Annotated in this window: 13 protein-coding genes; 3 read left to right on the top strand and 10 right to left on the bottom strand. The window is 65.3% G+C overall.

Annotated features, from left to right (window positions below):
• Window positions 1-142: 142 nt before the first annotated feature.
• Window positions 143-1,558, bottom strand: coding sequence for an ABC transporter permease (locus KHZ24_08625; protein MBS5451256.1), 1,416 nt, complete (start codon window positions 1,556-1,558; stop codon window positions 143-145).
• Window positions 1,559-1,713: 155 nt separating this feature from the next.
• Here KHZ24_08625 and KHZ24_08630 point away from each other — a divergent pair, with 155 nt between their 5' ends.
• Complete coding sequence (locus tag KHZ24_08630; GenBank protein ID MBS5451257.1) at window positions 1,714-2,319, top strand: TetR/AcrR family transcriptional regulator; 606 nt, start codon at window positions 1,714-1,716, stop codon at window positions 2,317-2,319.
• 128 nt (window positions 2,320-2,447) lie between these two features.
• Here the strand turns inward: KHZ24_08630 and KHZ24_08635 are convergent, their stop codons facing one another.
• The 4 genes from KHZ24_08635 to KHZ24_08650 all read right to left on the bottom strand — a co-directional run bounded on the left by KHZ24_08635 (window position 2,448) and on the right by KHZ24_08650 (window position 6,976).
• The gene (locus KHZ24_08635; GenBank protein ID MBS5451258.1) at window positions 2,448-3,623 is read right to left on the bottom strand and encodes a spermidine/putrescine ABC transporter substrate-binding protein; all 1,176 of its coding nucleotides are present in this window, start codon (window positions 3,621-3,623) and stop codon (window positions 2,448-2,450) included.
• Window positions 3,623-4,705: an ABC transporter permease gene (locus tag KHZ24_08640; GenBank protein ID MBS5451259.1), complete on the bottom strand. Its 1,083-nt coding sequence runs from the start codon at window positions 4,703-4,705 to the stop codon at window positions 3,623-3,625. The genes KHZ24_08635 and KHZ24_08640 overlap by 1 nt, the downstream gene beginning before the upstream one ends.
• Window positions 4,706-4,708: 3 nt before the next feature.
• Window positions 4,709-5,536: an ABC transporter permease gene (locus KHZ24_08645; protein ID MBS5451260.1), complete on the bottom strand. Its 828-nt coding sequence runs from the start codon at window positions 5,534-5,536 to the stop codon at window positions 4,709-4,711.
• A gap of 300 nt (window positions 5,537-5,836) precedes the next feature.
• Window positions 5,837-6,976, bottom strand: a complete 1,140-nt coding sequence (locus KHZ24_08650) for an ABC transporter ATP-binding protein (GenBank protein MBS5451261.1) — start codon at window positions 6,974-6,976, stop codon at window positions 5,837-5,839.
• A gap of 423 nt (window positions 6,977-7,399) precedes the next feature.
• On the opposite strand from KHZ24_08650, the gene KHZ24_08655 reads away from it, so the two are divergent.
• On the top strand, window positions 7,400-8,104 hold the full coding sequence (locus tag KHZ24_08655; GenBank protein MBS5451262.1) for a YqhA family protein: 705 nt from the start codon (window positions 7,400-7,402) through the stop codon (window positions 8,102-8,104).
• A 25-nt stretch (window positions 8,105-8,129) separates the two neighbouring features.
• On the opposite strand, the gene KHZ24_08660 is transcribed toward KHZ24_08655, so the two are convergent.
• Together KHZ24_08660 and KHZ24_08665 are read right to left on the bottom strand one after the other, a co-directional pair.
• A complete protein-coding gene (locus tag KHZ24_08660; protein MBS5451263.1) occupies window positions 8,130-8,819 on the bottom strand; it encodes an iron-sulfur cluster assembly scaffold protein in 690 nt (229 codons plus the stop codon).
• Between the two features lie 52 nt (window positions 8,820-8,871).
• Window positions 8,872-10,008, bottom strand: a complete 1,137-nt coding sequence (locus tag KHZ24_08665) for a hypothetical protein (GenBank protein MBS5451264.1) — start codon at window positions 10,006-10,008, stop codon at window positions 8,872-8,874.
• 363 nt (window positions 10,009-10,371) lie between these two features.
• On the opposite strand from KHZ24_08665, the gene KHZ24_08670 reads away from it, so the two are divergent.
• Window positions 10,372-11,922, top strand: a complete 1,551-nt coding sequence (locus tag KHZ24_08670; GenBank protein ID MBS5451265.1) for a response regulator transcription factor — start codon at window positions 10,372-10,374, stop codon at window positions 11,920-11,922.
• 12 nt (window positions 11,923-11,934) lie between these two features.
• On the opposite strand, the gene KHZ24_08675 is transcribed toward KHZ24_08670, so the two are convergent.
• The 3 genes from KHZ24_08675 to KHZ24_08685 form a co-directional block, all read right to left on the bottom strand.
• Window positions 11,935-13,344, bottom strand: coding sequence for an MATE family efflux transporter (locus KHZ24_08675; protein ID MBS5451266.1), 1,410 nt, complete (start codon window positions 13,342-13,344; stop codon window positions 11,935-11,937).
• 86 nt (window positions 13,345-13,430) lie between these two features.
• Window positions 13,431-14,444: an arsenic efflux protein gene (locus KHZ24_08680; GenBank protein ID MBS5451267.1), complete on the bottom strand. Its 1,014-nt coding sequence runs from the start codon at window positions 14,442-14,444 to the stop codon at window positions 13,431-13,433.
• Window positions 14,445-14,639: 195 nt separating this feature from the next.
• Window positions 14,640-15,827: an LL-diaminopimelate aminotransferase gene (locus KHZ24_08685; GenBank protein ID MBS5451268.1), complete on the bottom strand. Its 1,188-nt coding sequence runs from the start codon at window positions 15,825-15,827 to the stop codon at window positions 14,640-14,642.
• Window positions 15,828-15,843 lie beyond the last annotated feature (16 nt).

Below are 15,843 nucleotides of genomic sequence, written 5' to 3' on the forward strand. Positions count from 1 at the left end.
CTGCGGGAAGCGCACCTTTCAACCGGCACGGCTTACATGCCCAGCCACCTCTTCCAGCTAAAGCAGCGGCCCCTGTCTGCGACAGCCTCGTCGCGGGCAGGGGCCTTCGTCTCATGTCAAGGCCACACGCAATTCTCTCAGCCTATGCGGCGATGGCAGCGTCACGGGAAATCGCAGGCCTTCCGTCCTCGGCATGCTCGCGCTTGGATCGCACCGCGCTCGGAACAACTGCCGCCACCACGAGCAGGACGATGCCCGCAAGGCCAAAGATGGCCAGGCCCTGCATACCGTCATTCCACACGCCGCCGCCCATGTAGAGCACCTGGCGCGCCCCCTCGCTGATGAAGTGGTGCGGTGCCCACGGATAGATCCAATCGTGCCAGAACGTCGGCAGCATCTCGGGCGGGTACATGGCCGACGTTATGCCCAAGCCGTTCATAAGCATGCCAGCAACATAGCCCAGCGGCATCGCGACGTTGGCCAGGCCCAGCAGGAACAGCATGATGCAGAGACTCGTGCCCCAGTAGAACAGCACGATCGTCGCCGGGGCGTCCACGCTGGCAACCTGGGTAAGAATGACGGTCTCGGCCACGCTAATGAGCAGAGACAGAATGATGGCATAGGCCGCCTCGCGCCCGATGCCCACGGCACGCTCGCGCTTGCCCGCCGTGCGCTTCGGCCCAATGGCATTGACCATCATGATGGAGGCCAGCATGCTGAGAATATAGACGGGCGTGACCATGAGGCTCAGGCTCTGAGCACCGCCGGCCGACATCATGCCACCTGTCGAAGACGAGCTGCTCGCAGAGCCAGTGTGTATGACCTCCATGTCAACGGAGAGCCCCTGTGCTTGAAACTGCGCCGCAAGCGACTGCCGCATCATCGTTGCGACGAGCGGGCTCTTCGCATTATTGAGATACATCGTGAACGGCGCATCCTGAGAAGGCCCATCACCCGTCGTAGAGGCCTGGGCCGCCACACCGCTCGCGGCGTTCGTCTCGACCGGCGTCTCGACGGGATCGGCAACAGGCTGCGCGGCTGATTCGTCTGCGGCAACCGGGACTGTCGAGTCCGACGCGACCTCGGCCCGGCTGGTCTCATCCGCACCGGTCAGAGCTGCGGGGTCGGCGATGTCCTCGGCCGCGACAGCCTGCCCCTCTCCCGCAGCCGTCGCAGCCTCAACGGCCTGCTGCTGTTCAAGCTGCGCAGCCGTGTAGCCGGCGGGGATCACCAAAGCCCCGTAGTACTCATTGTTCGCGAGAGCCTCGTCAAGTTCCTCTTGGCCGCCGAGCTGCGTCCACGCAATAGGACTCGCTGCCTCGCTTTCATCTGCTCCGGCCTCGGAGCTCGCCGCCCTGAGCCGGTCGATCATCTGCTCACCGACGTTCATAGTGCCCTTGGGCGTCTCGGCTCCCTCATCCAGGTTGAGTACAGCAAATGGAAGGTTCTCCGCCTGCATATGCATCATGGGATAGAACATGAGCGAGAGAAAGCAGCTCATGACCACGACGATAGCAACCGGCACGACATAGCGCGCCTTTCCTAGCTTTTCGAACACGTGTGACCTCCTCAAAGTCCGCATGGCACGCCACAGGCACGCCTCTTCCTTGACGGGTCACATTTTATTGGTCATACTATCTAGTTAAATGGCTAATATTCGACAAGATGACTAGTTTAAAACTGCATCATTGTCTCGAGAGAGGATCGCGCTGCATGGGACGACCAAGAAAAGACGAGGTAGGGCCCACTGCGAAAGAGCGGATGCAACTGGCGTTCTGGGATGAGCTCGCCCTGAACACGTACCATAAAATCACGGTCAGCGCCGTCGTACAGCGCGCCGGCGTCAACAGAAACGCATTTTACTACCACTATTCCGACATGAACGCACTCGCTCAGGACGCAATCCAACATGAGCTTGAAAACGGAGACGTCCCGCGCGCGCTTGTCATGACCTTACAAGCCCCGCTCGATGCCCTTGAAAACGCCCTGTCCGCCCGGTTACACGACGGCCTCATGCCTGTACGCATCGAGCGAGCCCTTCTGTTGTGCGGGCCCCATAGCACGCCCGAGCTGCTTGGGATTTTGAGAAACGCCCTACGTACCGCTTGGCTCGACATCGTCGGCGTCGACGAGAGCGCCCTCTCGCCGGCAGGCCGTCTATCCCTCGACTTCCTGCTCGGAGGCGTGCTCGCCTTGCTCCCCCAGTGGACAACGACGATCAAGCAACTCGGCCCCGAGCGCCTCGCGTCCATCCCCATCATTCAGGATGCCGTGCGCAACGTGCTCAGCATCGGGCAGGAGCACATCACCCAACCGTAATTTTCTAGCACGCAACAGCAAGGCCCCCTACCTGCAAGAACACGACGTTTCCGCAGATAGAGGGCCTTGCTAAGAAATTGCGCTTGGGCGATGCGCTCGCAGCCCGCAGACGGGTCGCAGCCCGCGTCCTACCCCTTGAGCTCCGTCCAGATCTTTTCGTACGCACGCAGCGGCTTGGGCCCGAGCAGCCGGATGAGGTTCCCGTGCTCGAACTCCTCCGCCGGCACGTTCTCGCTCGGGTTGTCCTGCACCTCCTGCGGCAACAGCTTGACAGCCTCCGTGTTGCACTGCACGTAGGGATACTCCTCGGAGGCCAACGCCGCCACGTCAGGCCGCATGACGTAGTCCAAGAACAGCATCGCGTTGTCGTAGTGGCGGGCCTGCGCCGGCACGCACCAGTTGTCCGTGCAGATCGTGCAGCCCTCCGTCGGGAACACGAGCTCGATGTCGGGGTTCTCGCGCTGCGCCAGCGCGATCTCGGCCGTCCACGTCACGCCGACGGTGCAGTCGCCCGTGATGAGCGACTGCGAGGGGTCATCGGTGTTGTACAGGCGCACGGTCGGCTTGAGCTTGAGCACCTGCTCGCGAATCCGCGCGATGCTCTCCTCGTCCACCTCGTTGCCCGTCAGGCCAATCGTCGAGGCGCAGAAGCACATGACCTCGCGCACGTCGTTGGGCACGACGAGCCGCCCGTCAAAGCCGGGCTCGAGCAGGTCGGCGAAGCACTCGACCCGCGAGCTCACGCGCGAGCGGTTCACAGCGATGGCCGTGCAGTTGCCCATGTAGGGAATGGAATACTTGTTGCCCGGGTCGGACTCCCAGTCGAGGTACTGCGTGCCCAGGTACTTGAAGTTGGGCAGGCGGCTGTAGTCGAGCGGCTCGAGCAGTCCCTGGTTCCACAGCGCCTCGACCATATAGTCCGACGGCATCAGGATGTCGTACGTACCCGGGTTCTCCGTGCGCACCTTGGCCAGCATGTCCTCGTTGCTGCTGAAGAACGTCTGGTTGACCTTGATGCCGAACTCCTCCTCGAAGCCCTCAACGAGCGCCTCCGGCACATACTCTGCCCACCAGTACACATTGAGCTCGTCGGGGCCGCCCCCGGTCGAACAGCCCGTCAGCCCGCCGAGCGCCGCCGCGCCCGCAAGCCCAGCAGCGCACGTCGCCGCGCCGCGCATGAATGAGCGCCTCGTCAGGCCGCGTTCTGCCGCAGCACCCTCCGCCCGGCGCCCGGCGGCACGCGCCGCGATCTCGCCCGGCGAGCGGCGCCACCCACACGCCCAGCTCCCGTCACGTCCCGACATCACAGCACCTCCCGATCGTCGCGCCCGGCAGCCGCGCCGGCATCGTCTCGCGAGGCCCCTGTGCTCTCGCCCGTATACGTCACGTCGTCCTCGAGCTCGTCGCCCTCCTCGCGAGCCTCGGCCTCGCGCGCGGCCTCCTCGATCTGCTCGATGCCCTCGATGCCCTCGAGCTCGACGAGGTCCTCGGGGTCGACGAGCCGTGCTGCCTCGGCGGCATCCACCTCGCCCGCGGCCACGTAGGCTGCCAGCGTCGCCGCCCGCCTGCGCTCGCGGTGGCGCGCCCGCACCTTGCGCACGATGTCGCTCTGCGTCAGCACGACAAGCAAGATAGTGCCGAGCAGCACGAGCGTCGACAACGCGTTGACGTCGGGACGCACACCGCCCTTGATGGAGGTCATGACCTGGAGCGGGAACGTCGCGTCGACGCCGTACACAAAGTAGCTCACGACGACGTCGTCGATGGACAGCGTGAACGACAGCAGCGCGCCGCCCGCGATGCCCGGCATCAGCATAGGCAGCGTCACGTTGAAGAACGTCTTGAGGCGCCCGGCGCCCAAATCCATGGACGCCTCCTCGAGCGACGAGTCGTAGCCGCCGAGGCGCGCCCGCACGTTAAAGATGACGAACGACACGCAGAACGTCACGTGCGCGATGACGAGGCCCACCATGCCGCGCGGGATGCCCGTCTTGACGTAGAGCATGAGCAGCGACACGCCCATGACGATCTCGGGGATGACGACGGGGATGTACAGCAGCCCGTCGATGAGGTTGCGCCCGCGGAACTTGTAGCGGTACAGGCCCACGGCCGCGATCGTGCCGATGACGGTGGCCACGACCATCGTCGTGAGCGCCAGCACCATCGTGTTGCCGAATGAGCGTAGCAGGGCGTCGTTGTCGAACAGGGCCCCGTACCAGCGCAGCGAGAAGCCCTCCCACGTGAGGTACGGCTTTTCGGTCGTCCCGTTGAACGAGTTGATGACGACGACAGCGATGGGCAGGTACAGCAGGGCAAACACCAGGGCGCAGTACACGCCCCCAAAGCCGCTAAACAGACGCCTGCGCGTGCGATTCTTCAGGGACATGTCCTACACCTCCAGGCTCTTCATGTCGCCGCCGGCCTTCTGGTAGAGCTTCACGAGCAGCAGCGTGATGATGACGAGCAGCACCGAGAGCGCCGCACCGAGCGGCCAGTTATTCGCTGCCTCGAACTGGCGCTGGATCAGGTTGCCGATGACGTCGGAGTTGCCGCCGCCGAGCAGGTCGGAGATGAAGAAGTATCCCAGGCACGGGATGAACACCATGATGCAGCCCGAGAACACGCCACTCATCGTCTGGGGCACGACGACCTTGCGCAGCGTCGTCAGGCCGCGCGCGCCCAGGTCCTGCGACGCCTCGATCTGCGACTGGTCGAGCTTCTCGATAGCCGCGTAGAGGGGCAGGAGCATGAACGGGAACAGGTCGTACACCATGCCGAACACGGTGGCGCCCTGATTGTAGAGGAACTCGACGGGCTCGTTGACGATACCTAAGCTCATGAGCACAGAGTTCAGCACGCCGCCAGCACCCAGGATCGTGCGCCAGCCGTAGATGCGGATGAGCGAGTTCGTCCAGAACGGGATGATGATCATCATGTAGAGCAGCATTTTGCGGCTCTTGAACGTCCGCGCGATGAAATAGGCGAACGGATAGGCCAGAAGAAGGCAGATAGCCGTAGAGATAGCCGCGATGAGCAGCGACTGGCCGTAGATCTTGAGATACTGCGGGTCAAAGAGGGCCGCGTAGTTCTCAAGCGTGAACTGGAACACAACGTTGTAGTGGTCGTCGACCTGGCAGAAGCTCAGGACGAGGATGTAGAGCAGCGGGATCGCCATGAAGAACAGCAGCCACAGCGTCAGCGGGCCCACCGTCAGCATGGCCGGCAGCGTGTTGTTGCGCAGCTGCCAGCGTCGCGATGACGCCGCGCGCTCAGGATCGGGCGCGCCTCCGCCCACCGCGATCGCAGGTGTGGCCGAACTCGCCGCCGGCCCCTCCCCCGCGCTTCTCCCCGCCGCCAGCTCCTCGGGCGACGGGGCTCCTCCCCACTTGGCTCGTGCCATGGCCTACCGCCTTTCTACCGCCCTGTCGCGCCGCTCAGGCCGGACGCCCTCGCCTTGTGCAGGCAGACGTCCCAGCGATCAAACGGCGCGGAGCGGACGAGATCTCGTTGAACGAAGCTAACCGACAGCGCGCAGGATGCGGGCGTCCTCGGGTTTCCAGGACAGGTACACGGCCCCGACCTCGGGCAGCGTCGCCTCGTCGCCAGCCAGGCGTTGGACGCGCACCTCGCTGCCATCCTCGAGCGCGACGATGAGCTTGATGGCGCTGCCGACGTAGACGGGCTCGCGCACGACGCCCCTCACCGAGAAACCCGCGACGGGCTCACGCGACAGGCGCAGGCGCTCAGGACGCACCGAGACGCAGACCTGCTCGCCTTCGCGGGCGTCGCTCCCGTGGCCGAGAGGCGCGACGAGGGCGCGCCCCCCACAGGCGAGCTCCACTTCGACGCCAGAGTCGTGCGTCGCACACACCGTCGCGTCGATAAGGTTCGTCTCGCCGATGAACGACGCAGCGAAGCGGCTGGCCGGCTCTTCGTAGATCTCGCGCGGCGTGCCGAGCTGCTCAAGCACGCCGTCATGCATGATGGCGATGCGGTCGCTCATCGTGAGCGCCTCTTCCTGATCATGCGTGACGCAGATAAACGTGATGTTGAGCTGGCGCTGCAGACGCTTGAGCTCGAGCTGCATCTGCTTGCGCAGCTTGAGGTCGAGCGCGCCGAGCGGTTCGTCGAGCAGCAGCACCTTCGGGCGGTTCACGAGGGCGCGCGCGACAGCGACGCGCTGGCGCTGGCCGCCGGAGAGCTGGTTGGGAAGGCGCTCGTCGAACGCCGACATCTGCACGAGGTTGAGCATCTCGTCGACGCGCTGCTCTATCTCGCCTTTGGGGGTCTTCTTCTGGCGCAGGCCATAGGCAACGTTGTCCCACACGTCCATGTGCGGGAACAGCGCATAGTTCTGAAAGACGGTGTTGACGTCGCGCTCGTAAGGCGCGCGGTCCGAGACGTCGCGCCCGGAGATGAGCACCTGACCGCTCGTGGGCTCTTCGAAGCCGGCGATCATGCGCAGCGTCGTCGTCTTGCCCGAGCCGGACGGGCCCAGAATCGTGAGGAACTCGCCCTCCATGACGTCGAGCGTCAGGTCTTTCACGACATGCGTTTCGTCGTCATAAAACTTGTTGACGTTCTTGAGCTGAACGATGGGTTGAGAAGCAGGCGTGGTCGAGGCCTGCGAAGAGACAGACGTACCCCGTGGTGCCATAGGTTATCACCCCCGCGCGCCGCAGCGCACACATCAAAGGGCACCCAGCGCACGATGCAGCGCCGCAGTGCCCGCTTGTCTGAATGCACAGCAAGGTTGTTGATAGAGAAGTGAAGCCGCGCAGAGGTCTTTCTATCATCTCACCGCCGGTGGCGCCTGATCGCGCGCGCTGCGCGCTTGCGCGGCTGCTGCGCGGGCCCCCTCGAGCAGCGGCTTCGTCTGCTCGAACCCTTCCGGGCGAAAGTGGACAATACAGATGTGTATGCTAGACGCTTCCGACGCGGGGGGCAAGCAGCGTTTTTCGTCTCGCAATAGGCACATGAAAAGGTTTCGTAAGGCATGCCTCGAGTGGGGCGCACGGAGACACGGTGGCTGCGCTATAGTGGCAAAAACGACGCACTTTTTTGACCGAAGGGACGCTCAATGGCACCCACGCCCACCGACGCCGAGACACCCGCCACCACCGCCACTCAGGCCCCCGTGCCCGAGTCCGGCGCACTCCCCTCAGCCGCCGACGCCGTCGTCTCGCGCGCGCAGCAGGCGCGCGCCGAGCGGGACGTCCGCCACACGCGCCATCACTCGGAGCTCGGCCGCAAGCTCGTGGGCTCGTCGCGCTTCCTCGCCATCATCCCGAGCTTCGGCCTGTTCGTTGCCGCCATCGCGCTGACGATCGCCACGCTCGTCGCGGCCGTCAACGTCACGATCGAGGCCATCGGCGGCCACCTCAGCATGCAGGACATGCTCGTGGACTACATCGAGTACGCCGACTTCTTCCTGCTGTCCATCGTGCTGTACATCATGAGTATCGGTCTGTACTCGCTGTTCATCGACGACGAGGTCGAGCTGCCCTCCTGGCTCGAGATCCACGATCTCGACGACCTCAAGGAGAAGCTCATCGGCGTCATTGTCGTCGTCATGGGCGTGTTCTTCCTCGGGCGCCTCATCCACGGGGCCGAGCCGCTCGACCTGCTGTGCATGGGCATCGGCGTCGGGGCCGTCATCATGGCGCTTGCTTACTTCGTGCGCCACGTCATGGTCGCCCACAAGTTCATCGCCGCGCAGTCCGACGACGATGACGAAGAGGGCGCGCCGCACAACGGCACGCCCTTCCCGACCCCTCGCGGATAGCCTGTTCTCGTAGTCCCACCGGAGCTTAGGCCTGCGACGTCCGGCTCTTCCCCTTCGCGTCGAACTGCGCGAGATACAGCTCGACGCGGCTCTCGCGCAGCGAGCAGTGCTCGCACAGGATGCACGCGAGCGTCGTCGTGACGCAGGGGCAGCGCCGGTCGAGCTCAGCGATGTCGGCGCCTTGCCTGATGAGATAGTCGCCCACCGCAGAGCGGATGCACTCTGCCGCGACTATGGGCGCCGGCTTTGCCTTGCGCGGCAGCTCACCACCGAGACGTTCTTCGAGCTGCGCCGGCGTGACAGCCAGCGCCTCGTCGATCGTCAAACCCTCTATCGCGCTCGCCACAAGCGACGCCGCCGCGATCATGCCGAGCGCCCCGGCAGCTCCGAAGCGCGCCTTTTCAATGACCTCCGTCTGCGGGTTGACAGACAGCCACAGCTGGCACGAGTTCTCGCCGCGCTTCGAGCGACCCGCCATGCCCACGGCGTTTGCCCCCTCGAAGCCACCGTTGTTCGTGAAGCTCGCCACGATGTCGAGCACCTGCTGGGAATAGCCCGCGACGCCCTTCTCGTTTTCGGCCTGGTAGACGTCCTGCGTGCGAATGACACGCCGCACGCCCGGATCGATCGTCACGTCTCGCCCGGCGTCTTCCCTGTCGTACGTGTCCGCCGACACCTGAGACGTCTCCGCGACCTGCGTCTCGTTGTCTTCCATATCTACAGCCCTCTCCTTCGCGCTGCGGGCGCCCCGTAGGGCCGCAGCCCTGTTATACGTTCATCGGCTTCTCGACGGAGTACCACTCGGCCAGGGCCTTGGCCTGAGCCGTGCTGAGATACGTCGTCGAGTAGTAGTAGACGTCGCCGTTTGAGGCGCTGCACGCCTTGATATCGGGATAGTCGCCCGATTCCTCCACCTGCCGGAACACGCCATAGACGTGGTCGAGCGTGAAGTTGTACGGGTCGTTCGTCAACGAGCGGGCAAGCAGCGGACGGGGGTAGATCTTGCACTCCTGGCGCGTGTTGTCGACAAGCGTCGCGACGTCGTCACCCTCCTCGGCGAGGTAGGCCCAGTGCGCATAGCTGTCGCTCATGTGGTCGGCAGAGTAGAGGTAGACGTCATGCCCGCCCTCGATGGTGCGGATGTCGGCGCACTCGAGAGGGTCGTGGACGTGCTCGAGCACTGCCGGCTCGACGTATGTAGCCTCCACGCTGTCCGTCGGCTCGGTCGTCGTCACACCGGAGCCCGCCGGCGACTCGTCAGCCGGCGCCCTATCGTCCGTCAGCTCCCCCTCAGGGCAGCCAGCCTGATCCACGCATTCCGCCGGAGCCTCTCCGTCAGCCTCAGCATCATCGCAAGGTTGAGTGTCGGGATTGGGATACGCACCGTCGTCCGCCTCGGCCTCGCCCTCGTCAGCCACATCGCGCGGATCGGGATAGATCTGCTCGTCGACAGGCAGACCCGACCCGTCGAACGGAGCGTCCTTCTCTGCCGACAGACAGTCGAACACGAACGCGGCAAAGGCGTCGTCATCCATGTGTGCCGGGGCAAGCGAGCGCTCCGCCCACCGCGCCGGCGTCACGAGCCTCCCGGCCACGCTCCTGGCACGCACGTCGTCGAGCACAGCCTGGACAGCCGTGCGCTCTGCCACGAGCTGAGCCTCGCCGGGTAGCAGGGGGCGCTCCTCGACGCGAGGCCGCTCGGGATCCCCCGGAATGCGCATGCCGTTCTCGCGCAGCAGCTCCTCGGTCATGCCCGTCGAGTTCGACAACATGCCGGCCAAGAACATCTCAAGGTCGTTGGGCTGCTGCGGCGCGTCACCCTGCACAGCCGGGACGACCTCGCTCGCCACCGGTTCTGCAGCAAGCCCCTCCGACGGCACGCTCTCGCCCTCGTCCTGCCCCATGGGACGTCTCCTCTCGCTCTGGTTTCGTCCGTCACACGCTATCGCGCGCCAAACGCGGCGCATCGCCTCTTTGAGGTGAGTACACGCTCATCCCACGTCCGCCTGACATATCCGGCTCAGCATTCCCCACACTAGGCGCATCAGACGGTACTCGGATCAATTCCTACAAAGAACAGGTTTTTTGTCAGGCAAGGGCTTCGACGGTTGAAAAACAGGCCATTCCTGCAAATACTTAGCGAAGGCATACACATGGCGGAGCTCTCACCTGCGCGGTCACCACCCGCAGGGGTAGCGCTGCGGTATCCTCAGGACAAGATGAGACCCGGCCGAATCCACGTTCGGCAGCCACGGAGAGGGACAGCATTGGCCGAGATCGAACAGGGTGTCCTCGCACGCAAGGCCGAGACGCCAAGCACCGACCCAGCCAGCCTGCGATCCATCGTCGCGCAGCTTGCCCCGTCGTGCATGGGTCTGGCGTCGGCGCGCGTAGCCTATCTCACGCTGTCGTTTGGTAGCTACCGCCGCACTGACGACGGCCTCATGACAGACGGCGCCCTCCTCATCGCCATCCTGATGCTCTGCATCCCGCTCATCGTCCTGCAGCGCCCCGCCGTTCACGTCAAGAAGCGTCAGCTGTGGTCCATAACCCGCGCAAGCATGATCACCCAGGCGGTCCTGCTGCTCGTCTACGCCTTGTTGCTCGAATTCGACGTCCCCAGCACCTCGTTGGCCTACGCCGTCAGCATCGCCGCCGCCCTGGCGTTCGCGGGCTCCACATTCCACTGGATCCGCCGTGCCTGCGGGGCAAACGCCGACGTCGCCGCCGTGTTCGTGCTTCTCGCCCTTGCCATCAGCGAGGCGCTCCTCTACGTGCTCGCCCTGCTCCCCGAGGCGCTGAGCTGCGTGGTGGCTTCCGTGCTCGTGCTGGCGCAGTTCCCCTGCATCAGCGCCGCCCGCCGTCGGCCCCTGCTCGCCGACCTGCGCCTCGGCAACCTCAGGGATGGCTTCTTTGGCGATGCGGCCCGCATGGCCATCACGAGCCGCAAGTTCCTGGCAACGAGTGCCGCCGGCCTCATCCTCATGGGATTCGCCGTGGGTATCCTGCGCGGCTACCCGTTCGGTGACGCCATACAGTTCGACGGCGCGACGCGTTTCGGCTACGCCGCGCTCACGATCGCGCTCTGCCTCTATCTGTGCATGCGGACGACGGGCGGGGCCTCGGGATCTCCCATGACGGTGGCGGCCTGGGTCGTCATGCAGCTGCTCGGCGCCCTCGCCCTGCTGATGTACGCCGTCCTGCCCAACCACCTCGCGGTGGGAGCCATGTTCACCAACACGTTGAACGCGCTGCTCATCGCCTACATGTGGTACGGGACGATCGCGTTTCTCAGCTGCGGCCCCAACGACGCGCACTACTACTGCATCGGCGGCTGGACGGCATTTCTGCTGCCGCGCGCTATCACGCGCGCGACGTCCATCACGATCGTGACGACGCAGACGGGCATCAGCATCACGGTTGCCATGGTGGGCCTGCTGCTGCTCGTCTGCGCACAGGTCGTGTTCCTGCAGCTCTATAGCCTGCGCAGTACCCCCGCCGATCAGACGGCCCCCAACTCGCTCGGCGCCCCGCTCGACCACATCCTCGGCCTGTCGACGACGCTCACACCTTCCGAGGTGCGCGACGCGTCCATCCAGCGGCAGATCGGCGAGATCCGCGACCGCTACCAGCTCTCCGACCGCGAGGCGGAGGTGCTCGCTCTCTATGCGCAGGGCGAGACGCAGAACAAGATCGCCGAGACGCTCGGCATTACGATCAACACGGCCCACGCCCACATCAAGCACATCTACAGCAAGTGCGACCTGCACTCCCGCCAGGAGGTTCTCGACTTCATGCGCGACTACGGGCGCATGTAGCGCGCACCTGCGCTATGCGCGACCCTCATCCTGCGATGCCGCAGCCAGCACGCGGTCAGGCACGTAGATGGCGCGGCGCCATTTGCCCAGCCGGTAGTACGCAATGAACGCGAGGGCCGTCGCGCCCCACGTCACCGGGTAGACAGCCATGACGGTGATGATCGTGCGGTCGAGCGGCACGACGAGTAGGATCCACGCGATGCGCAGCAGGCACGTGCCCACGAGCGTCACGATCATCGGCTTCACCGTCTCGCCCGTGCCGCGGATGGCACCGGACAGAACCTCGACGAACACGAACGTCCAGTAGAACGGCGCCAGGAACATAAGAATGTGCCGGCACTCGTCGACGGCCGTGACGTCAGGCGTGAACAGCATGGCCAGGTTGCCGCCAAAGCAGTACAGCAGCACGCTCAGCGGCAGCAGCAGCGCCACCGACAGGACGATGCACACACGTACGCTCTTGCGCGCCCGCATGTTGAGGCCAGCGCCATAGTTCTGCGCTACGAACGTCGTGATGGCGATGCCAAACGCGTCGAGCACGAGCCACATGAACAGATCGATTTTGCCCGCAAGCGCCGCGCCCGCCACCGCCTGGGCGCCCAGGCCGTTGATGCCCCACTGCACGACGGCGTTGCTCACCGGGTACAGCGCCGACTGGATGCCCGTCGGCAGACCGAGGCCCACCATGCGCCGCAGCATGGGACCGTGGAAGCGGATCTTGCGCACGACAAGCCGATAGGCGTGCGTCTCGCGCATGAGCGTGATGACGGTCAGCACGGCGGCGCTCGTCTCGGCGAGCACGGTCGCCAGGGCGGTGCCAGCGACGCCCCAGCCCAGCACGGGCACGAACAGCAGGTCGAGCACGATGTTGACGAGGCAGCTCACAACGAGGAAGAAGAACGGGCGCCGCGAGTCACCAACGGCGCGCAGGATGGCGGCGCACATGTTATACGTCAGCAGTGGGATCATGCCGCAGAAGTAGATGCGGATGAACGTGACGGCGTAATCCCAGTTCTCGGGCGGCGTGTTCAGCAGATGGAGCATCGGAGCAGAGACGACGAGTCCCAGCACCGTGATGAGCGCGCCTCCCACCAGCGAGAAGGCGACGGCCGTGTGAACGGCGGTACCCACCTCGCGATCCTTCTGGGCGCCCCACAGCTGGGCTATAACGATGGTCGCGCCCGTCGACAGCCCCATGAACAGGTTGACGAGCAAGCGGACGATGGAGAACGTGGAGTCGACGGCGCCCAGGGCGAGCGCCGAGACGAACTGGCCGAGAATGACGGCGTCGATCGTCGTGTAGAGCTGCTGGAACAGCGAGCCGCCCATGAGCGGCAGCACGTAGAGCATGACCTGCCGCCACAGGTTGCCCGACGTGACGGAGACGTCCTTGAACGAATCGCGCCTGTGATGCTCGGCCATGCCCTGCCCCTCCCCGCGCCCCTCCGCTGCGTGCCAAGCATTGTGCGCCATAACGAAGCGGCCGTGGGGTCTGAAACGCGCCCTCTCTAGAACGACAGGCCCGTTGCGAGCATGAGCAGACCACACCCGACGCCCGCCAGCCACAGGGCCGCAGCGATGAGCAGGTTGAGGCGCGCCCCAGCGTTCGTGCGGAACAGGACGAGAAGGCCGATGCCCGCCGAGACGAGCGACCCGGCAAGCAGGGCCGCCGAGCCGATGGCGCCCTCAAGGTAGAGCTCGGCCACGACGACGCTCGCAGCGCAGTTGGGGATGAGGCCAACGACGCCGGCCGCCACCACGGACACGACGGGGTTGCCTGCCATGAAGCCGGCCAGGACGTCCGTGCCACCCGCCAGCTCGATGAGCAGGTTGATAGCGAGCGTCACGAGGAAGATGAACAGCGTGACCTGCAGCGTGTGGTGCAGCGCCCCCGTCACGACGCCGTGGGCGACCGAGCTCCCGCCGTGCGAGTGGGCGTGAGAGTGGCCCTCGTGACCTTCATGGCCGTGCTCCTCGTGATCACCGTGAGCGCGCGCCCCGTCATCGTTGTGCCCGTCGGCCTCCTCATCTAGAGGGGCGGGCTCGTCCTCGGCGTCGCAGCCGCAGTGCTCCCGCTCGCACAGCTCGTGCACGTGGATGTGGCCGTCGCCCGCTCGGTGCGTCAGGCGCAGCACGGCGTCGACGGCAAGGCCGATGACCAGCGCGAGCGCGGCCTTCACCGCGAGGATGCGCAGCAGCTCCCCCACGTCGCCGCCCTCGGACAGGAACACCGGCAGCAGCTCGTCGCCCGTCGAGAGGAACACGGCCAGCAGCGTGCCAACTGTGATGACGCGCCCGGCATAGAGCGTGGCCGCCGCCGCGGAAAAGCCGCACTGCGGGACGGCGCCGAGCACGGCACCAATGACAGGCCCCAGGCGCCCCGCCCGCTCGACGACGCGCGTCGCGCGCGCCCCGGCCGCGCTCTCGAGCGCCTCCATGGCAAGGTAGGTCACAAACAGGAACGGCAGCAGCTTCAGCGTGTCGATGACCGCGTCTGTCAGCACGTCAACTAGCATGTCCACTATCTACCGCTCGCTTCCTCGACGTCCGGGCACCCGGCCCGGCCGCGCTTCGATCTCCAAAACCAGCCACGTGACAAAGGCTCGTTCTCCGCCCATCTCAGAGCAAAGAGGGCCGGCGCACCGCCTAAAACCAAGGCGGCGCATCCCGACCCCCATCCCGCGCAACTCACATGTCGGACATGCCGGCGAGCATGCCTACGCCAGCATCTCCTTGATGCGCGCCATAGCCTCCTCGACATCAGGGCGCTGCCCGAAGGCGGACAGGCGCAGACGTCCCTCACCCGCCTGGCCAAAGCCGGCGCCCGGCGTGCCGACAACCTGGGCCTGCTCGAGCAGTCGGTCGAAGAAGTCCCACGAGCGCATGCCGCCGGGGCACTCAAGCCAGATGTACGGAGCGTTCTTGCCGCCCGTATACGCGATGCCCAGCTCGTCGAGATGCTGGGCGATGACGGCGGCGTTGCCCAGGTAGTAGTCGACCTGCGCACGCGTCTGCTGGCGGCCGAGTGGCGACAGGGCGGCCTCGGCGGCGCGCTGCACGATGTACGGCACGCCGTTGAACTTCGTGTTCTGACGGCGGCGCCACATCTGGTTGAGGTCAACGTCGCCCGCCACGGTCAGCGTCTTAGGAACGACGGTGAAGCCACAGCGCACGCCCGTGAAGCCGGCCATCTTCGAGAACGACGAGATCTCGACCGCGCACTTCTCGGCGCCGTCGATCTCGTAGATCGTGTGGGGCAGGCCGTCTTCCCGGATGAACGCCTCGTAGGCGGAGTCAAAAATGATGAGCGCCTCGTGGTCAAGCGCGTAGCCAACCCACGCCGCCAGCCCAGCCGCGTCGTACACGGCGCCCGTCGGGTTGTTCGGCGAGCACAGGTAGATGAGGTCGGCGTCAACCGAGTCGTCGGGCAGCGGCAGGAAGCCGTTCTCGGCAGAGCCGTGCATGTAGCGAATCTTGTGACCCGCCATGATGTTCGTGTCCACGTAGGTGGGATACACCGGGTCGGGGATGAGCGCCACACAGTCGGGGCCCGTGAGGTCGAGGAAGTTGCCCAGGTCACTCTTGGCGCCGTCCGAAATGAACACCTCGTCGCTGCCGAGCTGCGCGCCCAGCTCCGCATAGTGGGCGGCAACGGCGTCGCGCAGGAATTCGTAGCCCTCGGCGTCATCACAGTAGCCGCGGAACGTCTTCTTGGCACCCATCTCGTCGACGGCCTTGTGCATGGCCTCGATAATGACGGGCGCAATCGGCTCCGTGACGTCGCCGATGCCCAGGCGGATGATGCGACGCTCGGGGTTCGTGGCCGAGTACGCCTTCACCTTGCGCGCAATCGTCGAGAAGAGGTAGTTCTGCCCGATCTGGGCAAAGTGCTCGTTCACCAGCATGAGACGGTCTCCTATC

It is taken from the genome of Coriobacteriia bacterium (assembly GCA_018368455.1).
Lineage (GTDB): Bacteria > Actinomycetota > Coriobacteriia > Coriobacteriales > UMGS124 > JAGZEG01.